Annotated in this window: 19 protein-coding genes and 1 riboswitch; of the genes, 14 read left to right on the forward strand and 5 right to left on the reverse strand. The window is 40.6% G+C overall.

Features of this window, described 5'->3' with window-relative positions:
- Positions 1-32: 32 nt before the first annotated feature.
- Positions 33-614: a hypothetical protein gene (locus BN1609_RS03400; RefSeq protein WP_088809246.1), complete on the reverse strand. Its 582-nt coding sequence runs from the start codon at positions 612-614 to the stop codon at positions 33-35.
- Between the two features lie 177 nt (positions 615-791).
- A complete protein-coding gene (locus tag BN1609_RS03405; RefSeq protein ID WP_088809245.1) occupies positions 792-1,322 on the reverse strand; it encodes a YceI family protein in 531 nt (176 codons plus the stop codon).
- Positions 1,323-1,535: 213 nt separating this feature from the next.
- Between BN1609_RS03405 and BN1609_RS03410 the strand changes: the two genes are divergently transcribed.
- On the forward strand, positions 1,536-1,964 hold the full coding sequence (locus BN1609_RS03410) for a MarR family transcriptional regulator (RefSeq protein ID WP_088809244.1): 429 nt from the start codon (positions 1,536-1,538) through the stop codon (positions 1,962-1,964).
- Between the two features lie 172 nt (positions 1,965-2,136).
- Complete coding sequence (brnQ, locus tag BN1609_RS03415; protein WP_088809243.1) at positions 2,137-3,486, forward strand: branched-chain amino acid transport system II carrier protein; 1,350 nt, start codon at positions 2,137-2,139, stop codon at positions 3,484-3,486.
- Between the two features lie 178 nt (positions 3,487-3,664).
- On the opposite strand, the gene BN1609_RS03420 is transcribed toward brnQ, so the two are convergent.
- Positions 3,665-4,519 carry an NmrA family NAD(P)-binding protein gene (locus BN1609_RS03420; RefSeq protein WP_088815377.1) on the reverse strand — a complete coding sequence of 285 codons (855 nt, stop codon included), beginning with the start codon at positions 4,517-4,519 and terminating at the stop codon, positions 3,665-3,667.
- On the reverse strand, positions 4,512-4,961 hold the full coding sequence (locus BN1609_RS03425) for a MarR family winged helix-turn-helix transcriptional regulator (RefSeq protein ID WP_088815376.1): 450 nt from the start codon (positions 4,959-4,961) through the stop codon (positions 4,512-4,514). The genes BN1609_RS03420 and BN1609_RS03425 overlap by 8 nt, the downstream gene beginning before the upstream one ends.
- Before the next feature lie 249 nt (positions 4,962-5,210).
- Between BN1609_RS03425 and BN1609_RS03430 the strand changes: the two genes are divergently transcribed.
- A complete protein-coding gene (locus BN1609_RS03430; RefSeq protein WP_159457881.1) occupies positions 5,211-7,904 on the forward strand; it encodes an immunoglobulin-like domain-containing protein in 2,694 nt (897 codons plus the stop codon).
- A gap of 63 nt (positions 7,905-7,967) precedes the next feature.
- Here the strand turns inward: BN1609_RS03430 and BN1609_RS03435 are convergent, their stop codons facing one another.
- A complete protein-coding gene (locus tag BN1609_RS03435; protein ID WP_088809239.1) occupies positions 7,968-9,434 on the reverse strand; it encodes an amino acid permease in 1,467 nt (488 codons plus the stop codon).
- 107 nt (positions 9,435-9,541) lie between these two features.
- Positions 9,542-9,729, reverse strand: a riboswitch (Lysine riboswitch).
- 669 nt (positions 9,730-10,398) lie between these two features.
- Between BN1609_RS03435 and BN1609_RS03440 the strand changes: the two genes are divergently transcribed.
- The 11 genes from BN1609_RS03440 (at position 10,399) to BN1609_RS03490 (ending at position 22,236) form a co-directional block, all read left to right on the forward strand.
- Positions 10,399-12,288, forward strand: coding sequence for an endonuclease MutS2 (locus BN1609_RS03440; RefSeq protein ID WP_088840508.1), 1,890 nt, complete (start codon positions 10,399-10,401; stop codon positions 12,286-12,288).
- Positions 12,289-12,435: 147 nt separating this feature from the next.
- A complete protein-coding gene (locus tag BN1609_RS03445) occupies positions 12,436-13,425 on the forward strand; it encodes a YeiH family protein (RefSeq protein WP_088809237.1) in 990 nt (329 codons plus the stop codon).
- A gap of 15 nt (positions 13,426-13,440) precedes the next feature.
- Positions 13,441-14,262, forward strand: coding sequence for a LysR family transcriptional regulator (locus BN1609_RS03450; RefSeq protein WP_088809236.1), 822 nt, complete (start codon positions 13,441-13,443; stop codon positions 14,260-14,262).
- 148 nt (positions 14,263-14,410) lie between these two features.
- On the forward strand, positions 14,411-15,010 hold the full coding sequence (locus BN1609_RS03455; RefSeq protein WP_088809452.1) for a GTP pyrophosphokinase family protein: 600 nt from the start codon (positions 14,411-14,413) through the stop codon (positions 15,008-15,010).
- An 85-nt stretch (positions 15,011-15,095) separates the two neighbouring features.
- Positions 15,096-17,135, forward strand: coding sequence for a Na+/H+ antiporter (locus BN1609_RS03460; protein WP_088809235.1), 2,040 nt, complete (start codon positions 15,096-15,098; stop codon positions 17,133-17,135).
- Between the two features lie 12 nt (positions 17,136-17,147).
- Positions 17,148-17,708: a TIGR00730 family Rossman fold protein gene (locus BN1609_RS03465; protein ID WP_088809234.1), complete on the forward strand. Its 561-nt coding sequence runs from the start codon at positions 17,148-17,150 to the stop codon at positions 17,706-17,708.
- Positions 17,709-17,902: 194 nt separating this feature from the next.
- Positions 17,903-18,445 (forward strand): helix-turn-helix domain-containing protein, encoded by a 543-nt coding sequence (locus BN1609_RS03470; RefSeq protein WP_088809233.1) that lies wholly within the window; start codon positions 17,903-17,905, stop codon positions 18,443-18,445.
- A gap of 14 nt (positions 18,446-18,459) precedes the next feature.
- A complete protein-coding gene (locus BN1609_RS03475) occupies positions 18,460-19,554 on the forward strand; it encodes an ABC transporter ATP-binding protein (protein ID WP_088809232.1) in 1,095 nt (364 codons plus the stop codon).
- A complete protein-coding gene (locus BN1609_RS03480) occupies positions 19,554-20,363 on the forward strand; it encodes an ABC transporter permease (protein ID WP_088809231.1) in 810 nt (269 codons plus the stop codon). The genes BN1609_RS03475 and BN1609_RS03480 overlap by 1 nt, the downstream gene beginning before the upstream one ends.
- Positions 20,360-21,166: an ABC transporter permease gene (locus tag BN1609_RS03485; RefSeq protein WP_088809230.1), complete on the forward strand. Its 807-nt coding sequence runs from the start codon at positions 20,360-20,362 to the stop codon at positions 21,164-21,166. Before BN1609_RS03480 ends, BN1609_RS03485 begins: the two co-directional genes overlap by 4 nt.
- Positions 21,163-22,236: an ABC transporter substrate-binding protein gene (locus BN1609_RS03490; protein ID WP_088809229.1), complete on the forward strand. Its 1,074-nt coding sequence runs from the start codon at positions 21,163-21,165 to the stop codon at positions 22,234-22,236. The genes BN1609_RS03485 and BN1609_RS03490 overlap by 4 nt, the downstream gene beginning before the upstream one ends.
- Positions 22,237-22,397: the final 161 nt, after the last annotated feature.

A 22,397-nucleotide genomic window follows, 5' to 3' on the forward strand; every position in this document is an offset into this window, starting at 1 on the left:
AAACTAGGGACCTGCTCATAAAATTGGATTTCCTATGCTTCAGCCTCAGCCAAAACAAGCGAATCTAAGCCAGCAATTAGTAAAGCAACGCCTTCGATGTAAGACTTGATTTGGTCGATATTTTTAAGCAAAAGGTCTGTAGAAGCAGGGATGTTTTGCCAGTCCGATTCAAAGGACCCTTTAGGTAGGATATTTTTCAAATCTGCAAGCGAGTGTTTTGCTAAAATATCAGCCGATTTAATATAGAGTAAGTAGGCCGATTCTAAGCGGTGAGAAGCTTCCAAATTAAGCGCTTCTTGATAAAAAGAAGCAAATTCCGGATTTTGTTCATGTAAATCATTGATGAAAGGCTGATTTTGGGAGTCATGCACGGTTAAATAAGTGGTTTTTAATTCATTATCTACTTTTTCAATTTGGAATTTTTCTAAAAATACATCGTGACAGGATAAGCATTCTATGAGCAAGCCTAGCACTTCATCTTTGGAATTTAATGTAGAAGAAAGCACGGTTAAATGTTTACTTGAATGACATGACGGGCAAAATGTTGGGAAATTTACACGGCAAGTTTGAAAGCTTTTTGATTGACTCAGTTGAACTTGAAAAACGTAATTCATTGATGGGGTACAGCTCCTTTTTCTTTCTAATTATTAGTTTTTAAGTATAGCATAAAGAGGAGCGTGCTAAATTGCAAATTGGTGATTATGAAGCGTTCTTTTTGACAATTTAAAGAACTTTTTAGTTAATAAATGAAATCCCCCCTGAAAGAATTTTCTTTCAGGGAGGATTTGTGCTTATTTAGAAGCTTCAATTTGAATATTTAATTTGACTTCATCGCCGATTAGAACGCCGCCAGTTTCAAGCGCTGCATTATAGTTTAGACCAAAGTCTTTACGGTTGAATTTGCCTCGTCCTTCAAAACCGGCTACGATATTTCCAGTATTTGGATCTTTTCCAGAACCTTCAAATGTAACGTGTAGTTGCAACGGTTTTGTAACATCGCGAATAGTTAAATCACCTGTTACTTCATATTCATTGTCACCATCTGGCGTGATTTCAGTTGAAACAAAAGTGATGTGTGGGTATTTTTCTACATTAAAGAAGTCATCACTTTTTAGATGTCCGTCACGCTGTGCTTGACGAGTATCTACACTTTCTGCGTCAACAGTAAATTTGATTTTGGCATCAGTTAAGTCTTCAGGATTCATTTGAACGTCTGCTTCAAATTTTTTAAACACGCCTTTCACTTTTGATACCATCATGTGTTTCACTTGAAACTCAATTGAAGTGTGTGCAGGGTCAATATTCCATTTTTCTACTGTCATGTTTGTCATTCCTCCATTTTTTTCTATTTACATTCTTTGTATTCACTTAAAAAAGTGAGTTTAAACGTAAAATGTTATTGTTTATAAATAAACTATATCACACTTACAAAATATAAGCAACTAATAAAACGTAAAATTGTTTTTTAGTTAGGATTTTGTAAATTTCCACTTAAATGCTTATTTTTCCTTTAAAATAAAGGTGGAGGTGCTACTATGCAAATAAAAGAAAGTAAGGTTGAGCAAATGAAAGAACTTGTTTCTAGTTATATGCGCGTACAAAAAGCAATGAAAGCATTAACGAGAGAACATCAAAACAGCATGGGCATGTCATATGAACAACTCCGAATTTTAAAAATTTGTGCAGAACATGAAAAGGTCCTTTTGCGCGAGATTTTGTATGAAGTAAAAGGCAAACATCAGATTATCGCGGCTAACATACGTGGGCTAACTGAAAGAGGCTTACTTCAAGTAAGAGATTTTCAATTAACTTTAACGGAAAAAGGAAAGATGATTTTACGTGAAGATGAAATGAATACTTACATTTACAAAGCTTTTATGAAAATTTGTACAGAACTTAAAGAAGAGGAGCTAGAAAATATGTGGCGCTATAATCAAAAAGTTGTGGATTTATTAAATCGCTAATTTTCTGACAAATCTGCTTTTTGAAGAAAATAAATGAAATTGTCCCGATTTGTTCGAAAATAAAGCTGTTCCAAGCATTACAAATAGGCTAAAATGACTGTTTGCTATTGCTTTTGACCCAGATAATCTGTATGGTAGAGGAACAAGACAGATTTTGAAAGGGAGATATCATTTGAATAAACAGCTATCATTTTCGGCCTATTTCTTTATTGGCCTCATGCTTTTCGCATTATTTTTTGGAGCAGGTAACCTGATTTTTCCAGCTCATTTAGGACAGTTAGCGGGAACTAACGTGTGGGTGGCGATAACAGGATTTTTACTTACTGGGGCTGGCTTACCACTTCTTGGTGTGCTAGCAATTGGCATTTCGGGAAGCAATGATTTGCAAAGCTTAGCAAGTCGTGTGCACCCTATTTACGGCATTCTATTTACAGTCGTTCTCTATTTAACAATTGGGCCATTTTTTGCTTTACCTCGTACGGGGACAGTTTCTTTTGAAATTGGAGTGGCACCATTTTTAAATGAAGGAAGTCATACGTTTGCGCTTTTCATTTTCACGCTCATCTTTTTTGGGATATCATTGTGGCTATCACTTTCGCCATCGAAAATTGTTGATCGTGTTGGGAAGTACTTAACACCAGCACTACTCATTTTTATTTTCATTTTAATCGTGGCGGCGCTCGTGAAACCACTCGGAGAGCAAACTGCGCCAACAGGTGAATATATGACTTCACCATTTTCCACTGGTTTTGTTAGTGGCTATAACACGATGGATGCGCTCGCTTCACTTGTGTTTGGGATTATTGTTATCAATGCAATTAAATCGTACGGGGCAAAATCAAAACGCGAGATTGCGGCAGCCTGTTTAAAAACCGGACTTATCGCGGTAGGTTTTTTGGCCGTCATTTATATTTTTGTAGCTTATATCGGGTCCATGAGTGTGGACCGCCTCGGACTTTTCGATAACGGAGGACCTATTTTATCCGGAGCGGCTTCGTTCTATTTTGGTTATTTTGGTAAGATTTTGCTAGCGATTATTATTACGCTTGCGTGCTTGACGACGAGTATTGGGTTGATTACAGCTTGTTCGAGTTACTTCCAGAAGCTGTTTCCGAAACTTAAATATCAAACATACGTGATTGTATTTTCAGTGTTTTCCTGCCTTGTTGCAAACGTTGGGCTTGCGAACTTGATTGAGTTTTCGTTACCTGTACTTATGATGATTTATCCGCTAACGATTGTGCTCATTCTGCTCACGTTCCTTAATCCTTTGTTTAAAGGGCGCCGAGTGGTTTATGTGACCACGATTTGTTTTACGGCCGTCATCTCGATTTTGGAAGGGGCAAAAGCGATAAAACTTCCTATTGATGGCATTCACGCGTTTTTCAGAGGTTTCATTCCGTTTTATGACATTTCGATGGGCTGGTTAACGTTTGCGGTAGTTGGATTTGTTGTCGGAGTCATTTTAGCGCTTGTTACAAAGCCAACTGTGGAGCCTGTTCATAACGAGATTAACGTATAAGGAGATAAGATAATGTTTTCAGTTGTACTTAGCATTATTCTCATTGCAACGCCATTTTTATTAATTTGGTTAGGCCTCTCTATTTTTAAAAAGAAAAATGGATAAAAAATAAGCATGAATCCAGTAATAGTCATTTTTAAGATGATATTATGACGGGATTCATGCTTATTTATTTTGCTTATTGAAAGTACGCTTGATAATCTAGAGCATACTGTTCGAAAGAAGTGGGTGTTCTGCCAAGTAATTGTTCTAAATCTGTCGTCACTTTTTTCGCGTTCCCTAATTGCGTAATAAAATACAACATCACCATAACATTAACAAATTCTTTCGGTTCGCCGCGTTTAATCATTGTAGAACGGAATTTTAATAAGCTCGGTTTGCTATAAGTGATAGCCCGGCCTAGCGTCTTCGTCAAAATTTGAGCTATCTCCTCATAAGTTAGCGCTTTAGAGCCAGTTAAGTCAAAGGCTTTCCCCGTATATTTGCCAGTGTCAAGGAGACAGATGGCTGCCGCTTCCCCAATATCACGTGTATCAATGAAGCTCGTTTTCGCTTTTCCAGCCGGAATAAACAAATCATCCCGTTTTTGAATATCTTCTAGGTGGGTCGTGTTTAAGTTTTGCATGAAGAAGCTTGGACGCAAAAACGTATACGGTAGCTCTAAACGCACCATTTCTTTTTCGATTTTATGATGCGGCGTGACAGGATTTTTTTCAACCCCGAGTAACGAGACAAATACAACATGTGAAACCTTTTTTTCTTTTAAAAAAGATAGGAAAGGAAAAATTTCTTCCTTCGGTTTAGCAAGCTGTGGCGGCCTGATGAAAAAAACTTTTTCCGCTTTTCCTAAAGCGAATTCATACGTTTCTGTTCGCAGAAAATCGAAATGGACGTGCGTAATTTGATCCGTAGGTGCAGGCAAATTGTTCTCTTTCGAGGTAGCTGCGCGAACGTGAATATTTTCCTTCATTAAAGTGCTAACAACCGTTTCACCAATATTCCCACTTGCACCAATAACTAATATTTCAGTCATCATGATCACCTCGTTTTATTTGTTTTTCAAGCAATTGGAGTAGCGCATATTTTTCTTCCTCCGAATAGGGACGCAAAAATTGTTTCATCACTTCTTCACTCTTTTTTTCAAAAAAGGGGAGGTTGTTGTGTGCTTTTTTTGTGAGCGTTAGAATTGTTGCGCGTCTGTCCATTGGATGTTCCGTCCTTGTAACCCAGCCATTTTTTTCAAGCCTTGAGACAATACCTGACATTGTTGGTTTATCAAAACCTAATTCGTCAGCAAGGAAAGAACTTGTTTGTTTTAAGCGTAATTTTTCATTTTCAGAACCCCATTCAAGCTGTTTTAGTACGGCCCACTGCGCGCTTGTAATGCCGTATTTCTCTAAACTACTTGATAAATCATAGCGCAATTCCTTAGCGGTTTTCATAAGTAGATAGCCGATATGATTAAGTGTATGCATGAACTCCCTCCTTATATAGTTAGTATACTAACTATATAAGGAAGAAGCAACTATTTACGAGTATTGGGATAACTATGAGTACTATATTTGCGTAAAAAAGATAAAAATACACTCATTTTGATACTTTTCTAGATTGTTTGTCACAAAATCGTCAAAAAATCAAAAGTGATTTGTATAAATTCCCCACGGGTAAAGCAGTGGTTGATTGTATGATTAACGTATAGTATTTGAATGGAGGAATTAAATCTAATGACGAAAAAAAAGAAATTAAAGAAAAGTATGTTAGCTGTTTCTTCAACGATATTTTTAACTAATTTAATCATGATTCCTATCAGTTCTGGAGTAAAGGCTGTTTCGAATCTCCCTACGACAAACCTTCAAGCTTCACCTGCTGTAATTTCATTGGTAAACGGCGATTTTGAGAACCCTCATTTTACAGCAAGTTATAAGTTATATAATCAAAGTAGTGTACCTGGATGGCAAACAACTGCTAGTGATGGGAAAATTGAATTACAACGAAATATTGATAATACGAAACCACAATCTGGCACACAGTGGGCTGAACTGAATGCCTATGAAGCTAGTGCGTTGTATCAAGATATTCCCACTACACCAGGTGTTACAGTGCACTGGCAAGTGTATCATAAAGGGCGAATGGGTGATGATACGGCAGTCGTAGAGTTTGGTGCACCAGGAGGAACTATGACTCAGCAAGCGGAAATGACAGACGGAAATACAGAATGGGGACTTCACAAAGGCACATACACAATTCCAGAAGGCCAAACGACAACCCGTTTTCAATTCCGAGCAGTGTCTTCAGCGGGAGGAAATAAAGCTATAGGAAACTTACTAGATAATGTTCAGTTTGCGACGCAATCTGTGCTTCAAGTAGAAGGAGCTTTTTCAGAAGCAAGTACGAAAGTTAATAAAGATGTTAATTATAATATAAAGGCTACGAATGTTGGAGGAATGGCAGCTACAAGTAATACATTTTCTGTCAAAATCCCAGAAGAATTAACCTATACACCAGGAAGCTTATCATCGTCAGACACAAGCATAACTGGTGAAAGCTATGATGAGGCGACCCGCACATTAACTTTCACAACAGGGAAAGTTGAAAATAATACCTCAATAAACATTACGGTTCCTTTAAAAGGTGCGACGGAAGTATCTTCGGTTACACCTGATACGACAGTAGTGTACCATGATGAGAATTTTGAAGAGGACACGTATACGGCAGACGGAACCGATCAGTCTGTAGCAGTCACAAGTAATGATGTGCCTGTCATTCAAGGTGAGCAGGAAACTATTATCCAACCCAATGTTGAGTTTGATCCGATGAAAACAATTCAAGCGACAGATAAAGAAGATGGCGATTTAACTAGCCAAGTAAAAGTAATAGATAATCCAGTGAACACAGGAGTGTCTGGAACTTATGAAGTCACTTATGAAGTCACAGATAGTGATGGAAATAAGGCAACATTTACTCGTCAAGTTGTTGTGGAAGGGGCACCCGTTTTTTCTGGAAACAATGAAGTACGCTTAAATCCAGATGATACATTTGATCCATTGGCAGATATTCAAGCAACAGATAAAGAAGATGGCAATGTGACAGATAAAATAAAAGTGACAAGTAATCATGTAGAGGAAGGTATTCCTGGCACGTATGAAGTGACGTATGAGGTGGCAGATAGCGCTGGAAATATCACGACCTACACGCGTACAGTCATTGTGACCGAGGCGCCTCAAATTACAGGAGAAAGTACGACTCGTTTGAATCCTACTGATGAATTTGATCCAATGAGTACAATTCAAGCGACAGATAAAGAAGACGGCAATCTTACAAACCAAGTCAAAGTAACGAGCAACTCCGTAGAAAAAGGCGTTCCCGGAACGTACAAAGTAAGTTATGAAGTGACTGATAGTGATGGTAATAAGGCTTTGTTTGACCGTTCAGTTACCGTGACAGAAGCACCTGAAATTACAGGAGAAAAAGTGACACGCTTAAATCCGAATGATGAATTCGATCCAATGAGTACGATTCAAGCAACAGATAAAGAAGACGGTGAAATGACAGATCAAATCAAAGTGACAAGCAATACGATTAACAAAGCGGCATCAGGGACGTATGAAGTAAGCTACGAGGTGACCGATAGTGATGGAAACAAGACGACTTTTACTCGTACGGTTATTGTGACTGAAGCGCCCGTAATGACAGGAGAAAAAGAAATTCGTTTAAATCCAACTGATACATTCGATCCGATGAAAGATATTCAGGCAACAGATAAAGAAGATGGCGATGTTACCGAACAAATCAGAGTCGTAAATAATGAAGTACAACAAGGAAATCCAGGAACCTATGAAGTGACGTATGAAGTCATTGATAGTGATGGAAACAAGACAACATTTGATCGTACAGTTATCGTAACAGAAGCACCTGAAATCACCGGAGAAAAGATAATTCGTCTACAAGAAGGCGATGCGTTTGACCCAATGAGCGATATACAGGCTACAGATAAAGAAGATGGCGATATTACGAGCCAAATGAAAGTAGTGAGTAACGAAGTTGATACGAGTAAGCCAGATGCTTATGAAGTGACCTATGAAGTCACAGATAGTGATGGAAATACAACAAACTTCCAACGAATCGTTATCATTACAGAGCTTCCTGTTAATCATAATGATGACACTGATTCTTCAAAGCAAGATAAGAACAATACAGATACAGAGGACCCGGCAGAAGTGATTAAAGCAGGTTTAGGCAACACGAATCCCATTTCCATAGAGCAAAGCCAACCAAAAGCATATAGCAGCACACCGACAGTTAAAGAAGTCACAAAAGATGCTTTGCCTAAAACAGGAGATAGTGAACCTGCTGCAGCTGGATTAATTGGGCTAGGATTACTAGCTATCGGAAGTCTGTTCTTTTGGAGAAAAAAATAAGTGTAGCTAGATAAAATGAAAATCACCCTTATCCTAAGATGGAGGGTGATTTTTTTATGTGATTTACATTTTCTTGTGGTCAAATTCGGCTTCTTCAAGCGGAATAATTTTGGTCTTCTTCGTCAATTTGTAAGAGAGCCAAAAGATGAAGAAAATGGGTAATCCAATATAGGAGATGCCGATTTTTTGCCACCAGGCGGCGCTTGTGAAATCAGGATTTAAAAAGGAATTGTAATCTTGACCGATGATGACTAAAATACATAAAATGAGCGCGAGTATTGGTCCGAATGGGAAGAATTTCGCTCGGTATTTCAGTTCGTTTAAATCATGACCTTGTTTAATAAATGCACGGCGGAAGCGGTAATGACTAATGGCGATACCGACCCAGGCGATGAAACCAGTTAAGCCAGATGCGCTAAGCAGCCATGTATAAATGACCGTCCCATTTTCACTTAAAGTAGTGACAAAAGTAAGTGCCCCAACAATTGTTGTTACTACAAGGGCAGCCATTGGAATACCACGGTGGTTTACTTTAGACAAAAATTGTGGCGCTTTGCGGTCTTTTGCCATCGACCAAAGCATACGCGTTGAAGCATACAAGCCAGAGTTCCCAGCGGACAAAACGCTCGTTAAAATGACGGCATTCATGACAGACGCCGCAAACGCTAAACCAGCTTTTTCAAAAACGAGCGTAAACGGACTAATCGCCACATCAGTTGCCTCACCGCCAAGCAAATTCGGGCTCGTATAAGGGATAATCAGGCCAATCACGAAAATCGCAAAAATATAAAATAGCAAAATCCGCCAGAAAACTTGTTTAATCGCCTTCGGAACGCTTTTTTCTGGTGTTTCACTTTCCCCAGCTGCAATACCAACAAGCTCTGTCCCTTGGAAGGAAAAGCCGGCGATGAGGAATGTTCCAAGTATCGCGAAAAATCCGCCTTTAAATGGTGCCTCTCCAACTGTGAAGTTTTTAAACCCGATGAATTCCCCGCCAAGAATCCCAAAAATCGTCAAAACGCCGACGATAAGGAAGACAATAACGGTGGCCACTTTGATAATGGAAAACCAATACTCGGATTCCCCGTAAGCCCGTACAGATAAGGCATTTAATCCAAAAATAAGCACTAAGAAAATGGCACTCCAAAGCCAAGCTGGCGTATCTGGTAACCAAAACTGCACGATGAGTGCGGCCGTTGAAATATCGACGGCGAGTGTAATTGCCCAGTTAAACCAGTAATTCCAGCCGAGCGCAAAGCCAAAAGCGGGATCAACAAATCGCGTGGCGTACGTGCTAAAAGACCCCGATACGGGCATATACGTAGCCATTTCGCCAAGACTTGTCATCAGGAAAAATACCATCAATCCAATGGCTGCATACGCCACAAGCGCCCCGCCTGGTCCCGCTGTCGCTATCGCATTTCCACTTGCAAGAAACAACCCAGTTCCAATGGATCCCCCAATCGCAATCATCGATAAATGTCGTGTTTGAAGAGAACGCTTAATCTCCCCACTTGATTTTTTCTTCAATTATAAAACTCCTTTTTTGTCTAAATTTCGCGCTGTATCAGGACTTTCTAATCATATAAAAAACCCCGTCTTATGGCTATAAGGCGGGGATAACATACAAAGCATCCTTGTCAGATAGCGCACCTACTAAAAAAGACTATTTTAGTAGCAGTCCAGCCGCTTTCGCAAACCGTCCCAGCAAAATAAACCGCAAAAATTCATTTTACTTCGGCAAATCTCCTTTTCCATTTCTATCAATAGCGTTTCGCGCGCTTCAAGAAATCTACTTGTGATCTTTGCAACCTCTACCTCACCAGTGATGAGGATTTTATTTAATTACTTGTACTATCTTAAAGGAAAAAGCCTAATAAATCAACCCTTTATTGAAAGTAAATGAAAGAGCGAAGGTTGACAAAAAACCCCCTACCTTGTATTCTGTTAGAGAAAGAAAGTTTAGCGTCCAAACAAATAATCGAGGTGCTTTTTGTGAGTGTAGTTATATCTTAAATTAGGAAATGAATCAACCAATTAAATTTTTCAAAAACGAAAGTTTATTTGGTTTGCCTATGAAGATACCTAACTCTTTCAAAACATTTACGATTATGACTATCATAATTTGATATGTTTATGAAACTGCAAAGGTGTTTGCAGTTTTTTGCTGCACCTCTTAGCGCTTCAGCGCTTAGAGGTGCAGTACAAGGTTGAGCAAAGCGAAACGTTGCTCCAAAGTCCTCTTAGCACTTCAGCGCTTAGAGGTGCAGTACAAGGTTGAGCAAAGCGAAACGTTGCTCCAAAGTCCTCTTAGCACTTTTAGCGCTTAGAGGTGCAGTACAAGGCCGAACAAGGTGAGGCGTTGATCCAAGGATTCTCTTAGCACCTTCAGCGCTTAAAGACGCAAGCAAAGCGAAACGTTTTAAACACCTAAAACCAAAATTCAGGACGCACCAAGGTATCTTCCACTTTTAAACAAAGGAGATTGGAAGAAATGAATACAGAAACTTATCAAAAACTAGGCTTTAACGAATTAATGACACGCCTAAGTGAAAACTGCGTGAGCAACGTTGCAAAAGAAAAAACGCAGGCAGGGCATATATATAGAACGAAAAAATCCATCGCGCATAAATTAGCGGAGACTTCCGAAGCGCGGACAATTTTAAATAGTGGACAAAATTTGCCGCTTGCGGGCGTTAGCCATATTGACCAGCTCATCGGGAAAATCGACCGGGGGCAGGAACTGATGCCGCAAGAGCTTACTCTGATAGCTGATTTTTTGCGGAGTACAAGACGTGTGAAGCAATTTATGGAGAAAAATGAACATGTTGCGCCGATTTTAATGGGTTATTCGGGGAGCATTGAAAGTTTCATGGACGTAGAAGATGAAATTTATGCGGCGATTCGAAATGGCGAAGTGGTGAATGAGGCGAGCCGTGCGTTACGGAAAGTTCGGAAAGCGATTTTAGACACACAAGAGAAGATTTCTGAACGGCTTGAAAAATTCATGAAGAACAGCCAAAACCGCAAATATATCCAAGAATTTTTTGTGAGCAAAAAAAATGATCGCTATACGGTGCCAATTAAAGCGAGTTTCCAAAAATTTGTTCCGGGTGCGATTGTCGAATCGTCTGGGAAGGGAACGACGGTTTTTATTGAGCCAGAAGCGGTGCGGAAGCTAAATGACGAACTTGTTGGCCTTTACGCATGGGAAAGCGCGGAAGTTTATCAGATTTTGATGACGTTAACTGGAAGTATCATTGAAAAACTAGACGGTATTAAGCATAACAAAGATGTTATCGCCGAATTCGACTTTATTTTTGCTAAAGGGAAGCTCTCTAGACAAATGGAAGGCATTTCACCGAGCATCAATGAAAATGGCATTATTCGGCTGAAAAATGCACGGCATCCGTTTCTTTTAGGGACAGATCATGTGCCGCTGCAATTTGAAATTGGGGAGAATTACCGAAGTCTTGTCATTACAGGGCCAAATGCTGGCGGGAAAACGGTTGTGCTGAAAACCATTGGGCTGCTTACGCTAATGATGATGGCAGGTTTGCACATTCCGGCAGATGAGGGGGCGGAAATGGCGATTTTCGATGGCGTTTTCGTGGACATTGGCGACAACCAAAGTATCGAAAATGCGCTCAGCACGTTCTCTTCGCATATGCGCAACATCGCGGATATCGTGTCACGCACGAATAAACAAACACTGCTTCTTTTGGATGAAATTGGAAGTGGGACTGAACCGAATGAAGGAGCGGCACTCGCGGTCGCGATTTTAGAAGCGTGCTACAAAAAAGGTGCGACGACTATTGCGACGACCCATTATGCGGAAATCAAAAAATATGGCAGCGAACATCCCGACTTCATGAATGCGCGTATGGCGTTCAATCAGGAAACGCTCGAACCGAAATATCAGCTCATCATTGGCGAATCTGGGGAAAGCAATGCGCTTTTCATTGCCAAAAAAATGAATTTGGATGACAAAATCATTCGCCAAGCTTCGCGCTACATGACATCAAAAGATTACGTGTATGAAAAAATCACGGTCCGAAAAGTCGAACAAGACGTGCGCGAACCACAAATTGAATTTGCGAAAGGCGACCGAGTTGAGCTTTTAGAAACAAAAGAAGTTGGCCTCGTTTACGCGCAGGACAAAGATAACGTGACCGTTTTTGCGGGCGGCAAGCAAGTTGTTGTACGCGCCAAACGACTGGCTAGACTCGCTAAAGCAAGCGACCTGTACCCGGCCGACTACGATCTGGACTCCCTTTTTACATCTTTCGCTGAACGCAAAGAAGCACGCGATTTCGAACGTGGCTCCAAAAAAGCGCTGCGGAAAGTGCAGAAGGAAATAAAGAGGACAATTGATGACGATTGATTGTGCGTGTAAAGTTGAGAGCAATCATTTTAGATTGCTCTTTTTTTGTTATTAAAATACTTAATTAAAATCATTTATTATTACTATTTTATTTAATCGTAAAAATCTTTTATACTTAAAGTAAGATATTGAACGAGGAGGATAAAAATGATTTTTGCGAAACAAAGTTTTTGGATTGCGGCGGCAGTGACGCTTATCTGTTCGCTTGCGGGGAAATATTTGGCGCTTTTGCCAGGATTTAGTTTGGTGGGGGCGCTTGTGATTGCGCTTTTGTTTGGAATGCTTTTTCAAGTGAGTCGGCCGGTCATTCAGAAGAGCGAAATTGGGATGGCGTTTATCTCCAATAAATTTTTGCGGCTGGGAATTATTTTGTTGGGGTTTCGGCTCAACTTAAAAGTGCTTGCTGAATCAGGCGTGAAGACGATTTTACTGGCACTCGTTGTGGTTACTGGAATGATTTTTTTAACCTACTATTTGTGTCGGTTGTTTAAAGTGGATGAGAAGCTCGCCATTTTAACGGCAAGTGGCTGCGGGATTTGCGGAGCGGCGGCTGTGATGGGCGTGTCGCCGGAAGTGAAGGCGAATAAAGATGATTCGGTGCTTGCGGTCGCGGTCGTTTGTATTTTAGGCACAGTGTTTACGCTCATTGAAATTGGTTTGAAGCCGTGGCTTGGTTTGTCGCCGACGCAATTTGGTGTGATGAACGGGGCGTCTTTACATGAGATTGCTCATGCGGTGGCAGCGGGGAGTTCAAGCGGGTCTGCGGCACTTGATGCGGCTTTAATTACGAAGTTGTCACGCGTCATTTTGCTAGCACCAGTCGCGATTTTTGTTGGCATGTGGTTCGGGCGTAAGGAAAGCCGGGCAGAAGGGAAGCGCAAACTCCCAATCCCGTGGTTTATGGTTGGCTTTTTGCTCGCGAGCGTAGCGGGAACGTTTTTACCACTTGGCGATGCACTATTAAACGGGCTTGTGAGCGCTGCTTATATTTTTCTTGGCATGGCGATGGCCGCACTAGGCATGAGTGTGAATTTCAAGGTCATTCGGGCACGTGGGGGCAATGTTTTTCTAGCGGCAAGCATTAGTTCAGCTGTGCTGTTCGGCTTTTCATTTTTGGCAAGCAAATTCTTTTTTTAATCAGGAGGAGAAGTGATGTTTCAACTTTTAGAAACGTTTACGACTGTTTATGAGGAGCAAAATTTCACGAAAGCAGCGAAAAAACTTTATATTTCGCAGCCAACGATTTCCGTGCATATTGAAAAATTAGAACAGGATTTGGGAATAAAGCTGTTTTTGCGAAGTGGTAATAATCGCATTACGCCGACAAAAGCGGCTGATTTCTTATATGAAAAAGCCACGCAAATGAAAAACAACTGGAGCGGGATACTAAGCGAACTTGCGCGTCTTGATGGCGGCGAGCGCAAAAAGTTCAAAATTGCCGCATCGCAAACGATTGGCGATTTTCTCTTACCGCAAATTTTAAAGCCGCTCACAGATCAATTTCCGCACGTCGATTTCAACTTTTTTATCGAAAATTCGAGTCACGTGTTTCATTCGGTGCACATGCTAGACGCCGATATTGGGCTCGTGGAGTCGCCGGAAATTGTGCCAGGCGTGGAGCGGGAAATTTTCATGTGGGATGAAATGGTCGTTTTTGGCAGCCCGGAAAATAAGACGTGGATTTTCAGAGAAAAAGGGTCTGGTATTCGGGCGTATACAGACCAGTATTTACTAGAGGAAAATATCCAACCTGAAGAAAAAATGGTAATTAACCATAACGCGATGATTCACCAGGCGATTGAGCTTGGACTTGGTCGCACGCTGCAATCAAAATTCGTCACGCACTCTGAACAGGTGACGCAAGAAAAAACGGATTTGAATCGACCGTTTTATTTGATTACAAGCGAACAAAATCGAAATTTAGACTTAGAGATAAAAGAATGTGTTTTTAAGCTTTTAGGGGATTTAAAGTAAAAATCTCATGAGAAATATATAAGTTTTTTTACATTTTGGCACTACTTCCCGAGAAAATGTAGTAACATAGAGGGTGAGAAGTTTGAGAGGAGATTAAGTGGTGGAACAACAACCTTCAGTAAACGAACTAAAAGAGTGGCGGGACCTCATGTTAATGCACCGTTTTGCGCTTGAGGAAGTCAATACAAAGCTTAAAATTTTAAATGAAGAGTTTCAGTTTTTGCATGATTATAATCCGATGGAGCATATTAAATCGCGTGTGAAATCGTTTGAAAGTATTGGGGCAAAACTCGAAAAGAAACAAGTGGACATTACGCCAGAAAACGCTCGGAAACATGTACATGATATTTCGGGGATACGTGTGAGTTGCTCTTTTGTATCAGATATTTTTAAAATTAAAGAGATGCTTGAAAACCAAAATGATTTGAAGATTTTACGCGAAAAAGATTACGTTACGCATCCGAAGCCGAATGGCTATAGAAGTTTGCATTTATTATGTGAGGTACCGATTTTCTTAACAAACCGTGTAGAAAAAATTGTCGTTGAGATTCAAATTCGCACCGTTGCGATGGATTTTTGGGCGAGTTTAGAACATAAGATTTATTATAAGTACAAACAAGAGGCGCCGGAGCGTTTAGTAAACGAGCTTCGTGCGGCGGCGAAAATTGTGACGGAACTTGATGATAAAATGAAGAATTTGAATGATGAAATTGAAAAATATAAACTGGAACAAGAAGAAAATAATTAGTTTGACGCGTGAATGATTAACTCGGTTAATTGTTTGCGCGTTTTTGTATTTTCATGCATAATGTGTCTAGAGGAGGAGAAGTAATTTGGAGATATTTCTATTTGTATTACTACTATTAGTCGCTATTTTTATATCCAATTTACTAAACCGGTTTATACCATTTGTTTCGGTTCCACTTATTCAAATTGGACTCGGTATATTAATCGCTCTCTTACCGATTGGCGCAGAACTAAAACTTAATCCAGAATTGTTTTTAGTCATGTTTATTGCACCACTTCTTTTTAATGATGGAAAAAGAACGGATAAGAAAGCGCTTTGGCGACTTCGGACACCAATTTTGGTACTGGCTCTAGGTTTAGTTTTTGCTACTGTACTTATTATCGGCTACTTTGTGAACTGGATGATTCCAACTATTCCACTAGCTGCGGCTTTTGCACTGGCGGCATCTCTTGCGCCGACTGACGCAGTTGCAGTTGGATCACTTTCAGGGCGTATTCATTTGCCGAAACGAATTATGAATTTATTAGAGGGAGAATCATTAATTAATGATGCTTCGGGTCTTGTTTCGTTCCAATTTGCGATTGCAGCTATGGTGACGGGGACATTTAGTTTGTTGAGTGCTTCATGGAGTTTTCTTGTCATTTCGATTGGCGGTGTTTTAGTTGGGCTAATCCTTAGTTTTCTGAAATTCCAATTTTTAAAATGGGTGCGCGGACTAGGCATGGAAGATGTAACGTTTCATATGCTAATCCAAATTTTAACCCCGTTTTTAATTTATTTAGCCGCAGAAGAATTACATGTTTCGGGCATTTTAGCAGTTGTGGCTGCGGGTGTTGTTCACGCTGTTGAAGGAAAGAAAATGGATCCGCAACAAGTGAAATTAAATGTTGTTTCAAAAAGTACGTGGTCTGTAATTGTATTTGTTTTGAATGGGCTTGTCTTTTTAATTTTAGGGACGCAATTGCCTTCTATCGCGGAAGTGGTTTGGCGCGATTCGGGTATTAGTAATGTGCAAGTGACGGTTTACATCTTACTCATTACGGCGGCGCTCATTTTATTACGCTTTGTTTGGGTATTTGGTTTTTGGCAATTTGACCACTCGCGGAAAGCGAGGAAAACGAAGCAGCGACCTGCGTTACGGACGGCTTTATTGACAAGCCTTTCTGGGGTTCGGGGAGCTGTGACGCTTGCTACCGCCTTATCGATTCCCTTTTTCTTAGACAATGGCGAGCGTTTCCCGCAAAGAGATTTACTTATTTTTATCGCTTCGGGTGTAATTCTTTGTTCGCTTCTGATTGCGACGTTTATTTTGCCGATTTTGGCGCGTGGGGGCGAAGCGGACGTTGGGGATTTGCGGCTTAGCCGTGCGGTGCAAATTAAGATTTTGCGAAATGTGATTCGCGGGTTGCACGCCCAGATTACGCCGGAAAATAAGGCTGTGACTGAACTTGTTATGCAGGAATATCGCGGTCGAATTCATGATCTTCAGCAAGGTGAGGCCCATCATAAAATGTCGGATGAAGAGAGAGCGAAGCGGCTTGAAATTATTGGCTGGGAACGCGAGAACATGAAAAAAATGCGCGATGAGGGACAAGTTAGTGCGAGCACAGTTTACCGCTACGAAAGCTATCTTGGTATGATGGAATCGGCTTTAAAACAAAAATTCCTTGCGCGGACTAAAACTTTTTTGATGTTTGCGAAACGCGCGCTACGGCTCGTGTTACATCCGAAGAAATTTAAGAAGATGCAGCAAAAACTTGGAAATACGAAGGAAAAACAAAAAGAGGCTTTTGCTGAAATGCAACTTTTACGTGAGGAGAACGAAAAGTTAACGATTCGTCTTTTGAAATCACAAATTACGGACGACAATACGGATTTAATTGGTCCGCTTATTACGGAACACAAAATGTTCCTTGATCGTCTTAGCGAGAATCGTGTGCGTCCAAGTGAACGACCGAAATCAAATCAAAAGGTTCGCGAAATCGAATTGCTTGGTATTCAAATGGAGCGCGACAACATTCAAAGTATGTTTGAAAACGGTAGTATTTCACGTGATTTGGCGCGTGATTTGAGGCAAAATCTAAATATGCTTGAAATCTATACAGTGGAAGAAGAAATGGCGTAAGGAGAGATAACGTTGAATATTGCAGTTTATTGCGGGGCTAGCGTTGGTGAAAACGCGGTTTATGCCGAAAGCGCCGTACAATTAGGTGAGTGGCTAGCCAGTTCGGGGCATAGTCTTGTATATGGCGGTGGCAAAGTTGGCTTGATGGGCATTGTCTCAAATACAGTTTTAAATGCTGGAGGAAAAGTGTATGGTGTGATGCCCCAATTTTTAGTGGACCGTGAAATTGCCCACGACAAATTGACGGAACTTGTCATTACAAAGGATATGCATGAGCGGAAAAGGAAGATGATGCAACTTGCGAACGCTTATATAGCACTTCCAGGCGGACCGGGCACGCTTGAAGAAATTTCAGAAGTCGTCTCTTGGGGTCGAGTTGGTGAGCATCAAAATCCGTGTATCTTTTTTAACGCCGGAGGCTACTATGATTTCGTGCAAATGTTTTATAACAAAATGGTAGAAGATGGCTTTTTGACGGCGGAAGACCTCGCCAACATTTTATTTAGCGACGATTTTGCCGAAATTGAAGCGTTTATGGCTAATTATAAGGCGGCGAGTGTTAGACAATATTAATGGTGAAATCCCTTTCGGGAGTTAGTTTTTGATTAACTTTCGGCGGGGATTTTTTTATTTGAAAAAGCTATTGAAGTTCAAAATGCTTTGTTGTATAATGAGTCTTGCTGTTACTAAACCTAAAGTTTAATTTTACTAAACAAGTGTGCTTTAGAGTTTAGAATAACTAAACTTCACGAAAGGGAGATGCGCGGATGGAAATTGGAAATCGAATTAAAAATTTACGACTGAGTAAAAATTTAACGCAAGAAGAACTAGGCGAGCGAACGGATCTTACGAAAGGGTATATTTCGCAATTAGAACGTGATCTTAGTTCACCTTCCATCGAAACGCTTTTCGCTATTTTGGAAGTTTTAGGACAATCACCAAAAGATTTTTTTGACGAAGAAGAGCGGCAGCAAAAGGTGATTTATGGTGAAGAGGAACGGACTTTTTATGAGGATACGGAGAAAGGCTACCGAATTGAGTGGCTTGTGCCGGAATCGAATGAAAAGGAGATGGAACCTGTTTTGCTCGAAATTAGCGCCAGAAGCTGCTTTAAGCAATTTGAACCGTCGCTTTCAGAAACGTTTGCTTATGTGTTGAAAGGGACTGTGACAGTTCTCCTAGGCGATAAAACGTATGAAGCAAAACAAAATGAAACGATTTATTTTCATGCAGCAGATGAACACCAAATAATGAATGACGGAGAAGAAGCTGCAACGCTCATTCTAGTTGCAACAGATTCGTATTTGTAAGGGAGGAAAGACGTGTGCAAGATACAATTATTCGTTTTGAAAATGTAACGAAACAATTTGATGACGATGCGCCAGTTTTGGACAATGTCAGCTTTGAAATAGAAAAAGGTAAATTTTACACGCTGCTCGGACCATCAGGTTGCGGAAAAACAACGATTTTACGTCTCATTGCTGGCTTTTTAGAGGCAACAGACGGCGATATTTATTTAAACGAAAAGAAAATTAATGCGATTCCAGCAAATAAGCGCCCAGTTAATACCGTTTTTCAAGATTATGCGCTTTTCCCGCATTTAAACGTATATGAAAATGTCGCTTTCGGGCTAAGAATTAAAAAATTAGCGAAAAAGGTAATCGACGAGAAAGTAAAAGAAGCGCTTCGTTTCGTCAATCTCTCCGGCTACGAAAAACGCGAAATCAGTGAAATGAGTGGCGGCCAGCGTCAACGTGTTGCCATCGCCCGAGCTATTGTCAACGAGCCAGAAGTTATTCTTCTCGACGAGCCACTTTCCGCGCTCGACTTAAAGCTGCGGACGGAAATGCAATACGAGCTTCGCGACCTGCAACGCCGTCTAGGCATTACGTTCATTTTCGTTACGCATGATCAGGAAGAGGCGCTTGCCATGAGTGACGAAATCTTTGTTTTGAATAAAGGGGAGATCCAGCAAAGCGGGACGCCGATTGATATTTATGACGAGCCAATTAATCGCTTTGTGGCGGATTTTATTGGCGAATCGAACATCGTCCCTGGAAAAATGATTCAAGACTTCGAAGTCGAATTTGTCGGCCGTCATTTTGAATGTGTCGACCAAGGTTTTAACCCAAACGAAACCGTGGAAATCGTCATTCGTCCAGAAGACTTGGAAATTACCGCCGCCGATAAAGGACAGCTTCGCGTCAAGGTAGACTGGCTTTTATTTAGAGGTGTGCACTATGAAATGGGTTGTATCGATGTAGACGGCAACGAATGGCTCGTGCATACAACTAAAAAAGCAAAAATTGGCGATGAAATCGGTTTAACCTTTGATGCCGAAGCCATTCACGTCATGCGACTAGGTGAAACCGAAGCAGAATTCGACAAACGCCTAGAGAGCTACGACGAGGTAGAGTAATGACCAGACGCGCAAGAAACATGTATCTCGTCCCTTACGTCCTCTGGATTGTGCTGTTCGTCATCGCGCCAATTCTCCTCATCGTTTACTACTCATTTTTCGATGTGGACGGCAACTTTACGTTCGGCAATTACGTCCATTTTTTTACACCCGTTTATATGAAAATGACGCTAAGTTCTTTCTGGTACGCGTTTTTGATTACAGTTTTTACACTTTTGATTTCGTATCCGACAGCCTATTTACTCACAAAACTCAAACATAAACAGCTGTGGCTACTTTTAATTATTTTGCCAACATGGATTAATTTACTCTTGAAAGCTTACGCGTTTATTGGGATTTTCGGCACATACGGCGCAGCCAACCAATTTTTGGAACTCATTGGCATCGGGCAAAAACAAATTTTGTTTACCGATTTTAGTTTCCTATTCGTATCAACCTATATTTTTATCCCATTCATGATTTTGCCGATTTTTAATGCGCTAGAAGAACTCAACCCATCGCTCATTCAAGCATCTAAGGATTTAGGAGCGTCTAGCTTTACAACATTTCGGCGCGTCATTTTGCCACTGACAGCTGACGGGGTAAAATCAGGTTGCCAAGCCGTATTCATACCAGCACTATCCCTTTTCATGATTACCCGACTCATCGCAGGGAACCGCGTCATCACACTCGGAACCGCGATTGAAGAACATTTTCTCGTCACACAAGACTGGGGTATGGGCTCAACAATCGGCGTCTTTTTAATCATCGCAATGATTTTAATTATGTTCTTAACAGGCTCAAAACGGAAGCGAGGTGCCCGTAAATGAAGAAGCGAAATTATGGTAACATTTATCTCATCATCGTCTTTATTTTGCTTTATGCACCGATTTTCTATTTAATGTTTTACTCGTTTAATTCTGGTGGCACAATGCATGGTTTTAAAGGCTTCACGCTCGGCTACTACAAAGAAGTTTTCAGCGATACAAGACTCCTAATTATCGTCTTAAACACATTCGTTATCGCGTTACTTTCATCGGTCATTGCAACGGCTATCGGCGTTTGCGGCGCACTGGCGATTAAATTTATGCCTCGGCCATTTGGTAAGAACTCACTTTTAAGTTTAAATAATGTCCTTATCGTAAGCCCTGACGTTATAATTGGCGCAAGTTTTCTAATTTTCTTCACGATTTTAGGTATTCGACTAGGCTTCATTTCCGTTTTAGTTTCACACATCGCTTTCAGTATTCCTATCGTCGTTTTGATGGTCTTGCCGAAACTACAAGAAATGAGTCCAACGCTCATCGATGCCGCTCGCGATTTAGGCGCCAGTCAGTGGAACGTCTTGTCGAAAGTGATTTTGCCATACATTGCACCAGGCGTACTTGCCGGCTTTTTTATGGCCCTCACGTATTCACTCGATGATTTCGCCGTCACCTTTTTTGTCACAGGAAACGGCTTCTCAACGCTGTCCGTTGAAATTTATTCGCGCGCGCGCCAAGGGATTTCCTTATCAATTAACGCGCTTTCCACTCTAATCTTCCTCTTCACCATTTTGCTCGTCATCGGTTATTACTTCATTAACCGTAGAAATGGCAATAAAGGAATTCGATCGGGGGCGACAAAAGAATGAAGGCTTTACTAAAAATTTTCATTCCAGTTCTCATTCTAGCTTTTGGTATGATGATTTTAGCAACAATGATGAATCGCTCCGAAGGGTATGCAGGCGGGAATACGCTTACGATTTATAACTGGGGCGACTATATTGACCCTACTTTAATCAAAAAATTTGAAAAAGAAACTGGCTTGAAGGTCATTTATCAAACTTTCGATTCGAATGAAGCGATGATGACAAAAATCGAACAAGGCGGCACAACGTTTGATATCGCGGTGCCAAGTGATTATGCCATCAATAAAATGAAGCAGGAGAACTTGCTTATTCCGCTTGACCACACTAAACTGCCAAACGAAAAATATTTAGATCAGCGGTTTATGAACCTTTCATTTGATGAAAATAACGAGTATTCCATGCCATATTTTTGGGGCACACTCGGCATAATTTACAACAAAAAAATGTTTCCGGATAAAAACTTTGATAATTGGGATTCGCTCTGGGATCCAGAACTAAAAAACCAGATTCTACTCATTGACGGTGCGCGTGAAGTCATGGGGCTCGGCTTAAATAGCCTCGGCTACTCGCTAAACGACACAAACGAGGAACATCTACAAGAAGCCCTTCAGAAGTTGAAAAAAATGACGCCAAATGTGAAGGCGATTGTTGGAGATGAAATCAAGCTTTTGATGGCCGATAATGAGGCTGGCGTGGCTGTTACATTTTCAGGCGAAGCTTCCGAAATGCTGAGTGAGAATGAAGATTTAGATTACGTCATTCCGAAAGAAGGATCCAATTTGTGGTTTGATAACATGGTTATTCCAAAGACTGCTAAAAATGTAGACGGCGCACATAAATTCATCAACTTCATGTTAAAACCGGAAAACGCCGCAATTAACGCGGAATATGTCGGCTATGCGACGCCAAACGAGGCAGCCATTAAACTTTTACCGAAAGAAATCTCACAAGATAAGCGCTTTTACCCAGATATGAATGAACTTGATAATTTAGAAGTTTACGACAACCTCGGCAAGCGCATGCTTTCGCATTATAATGAACTATTTTTGGAGTTTAAGATGTACCGGAAGTAAAAACCTGTAAACTACACAGAGAAGAGAGAAATTACAGATCTGGCTATTTTGTTATAAAAAAAGCGGTTAAAGACGCCATTATTGAAATAGAAAAATAAGAAACGCAGCGGTCAAATTATTTGGCCCTGCGTTTTTTTGTATTTTAAGTTGCATGAAAGATA

The sequence above is a fragment of the Listeria sp. ILCC797 genome, assembly GCF_900186185.1.
Classification (GTDB): domain Bacteria; phylum Bacillota; class Bacilli; order Lactobacillales; family Listeriaceae; genus Listeria; species Listeria goaensis.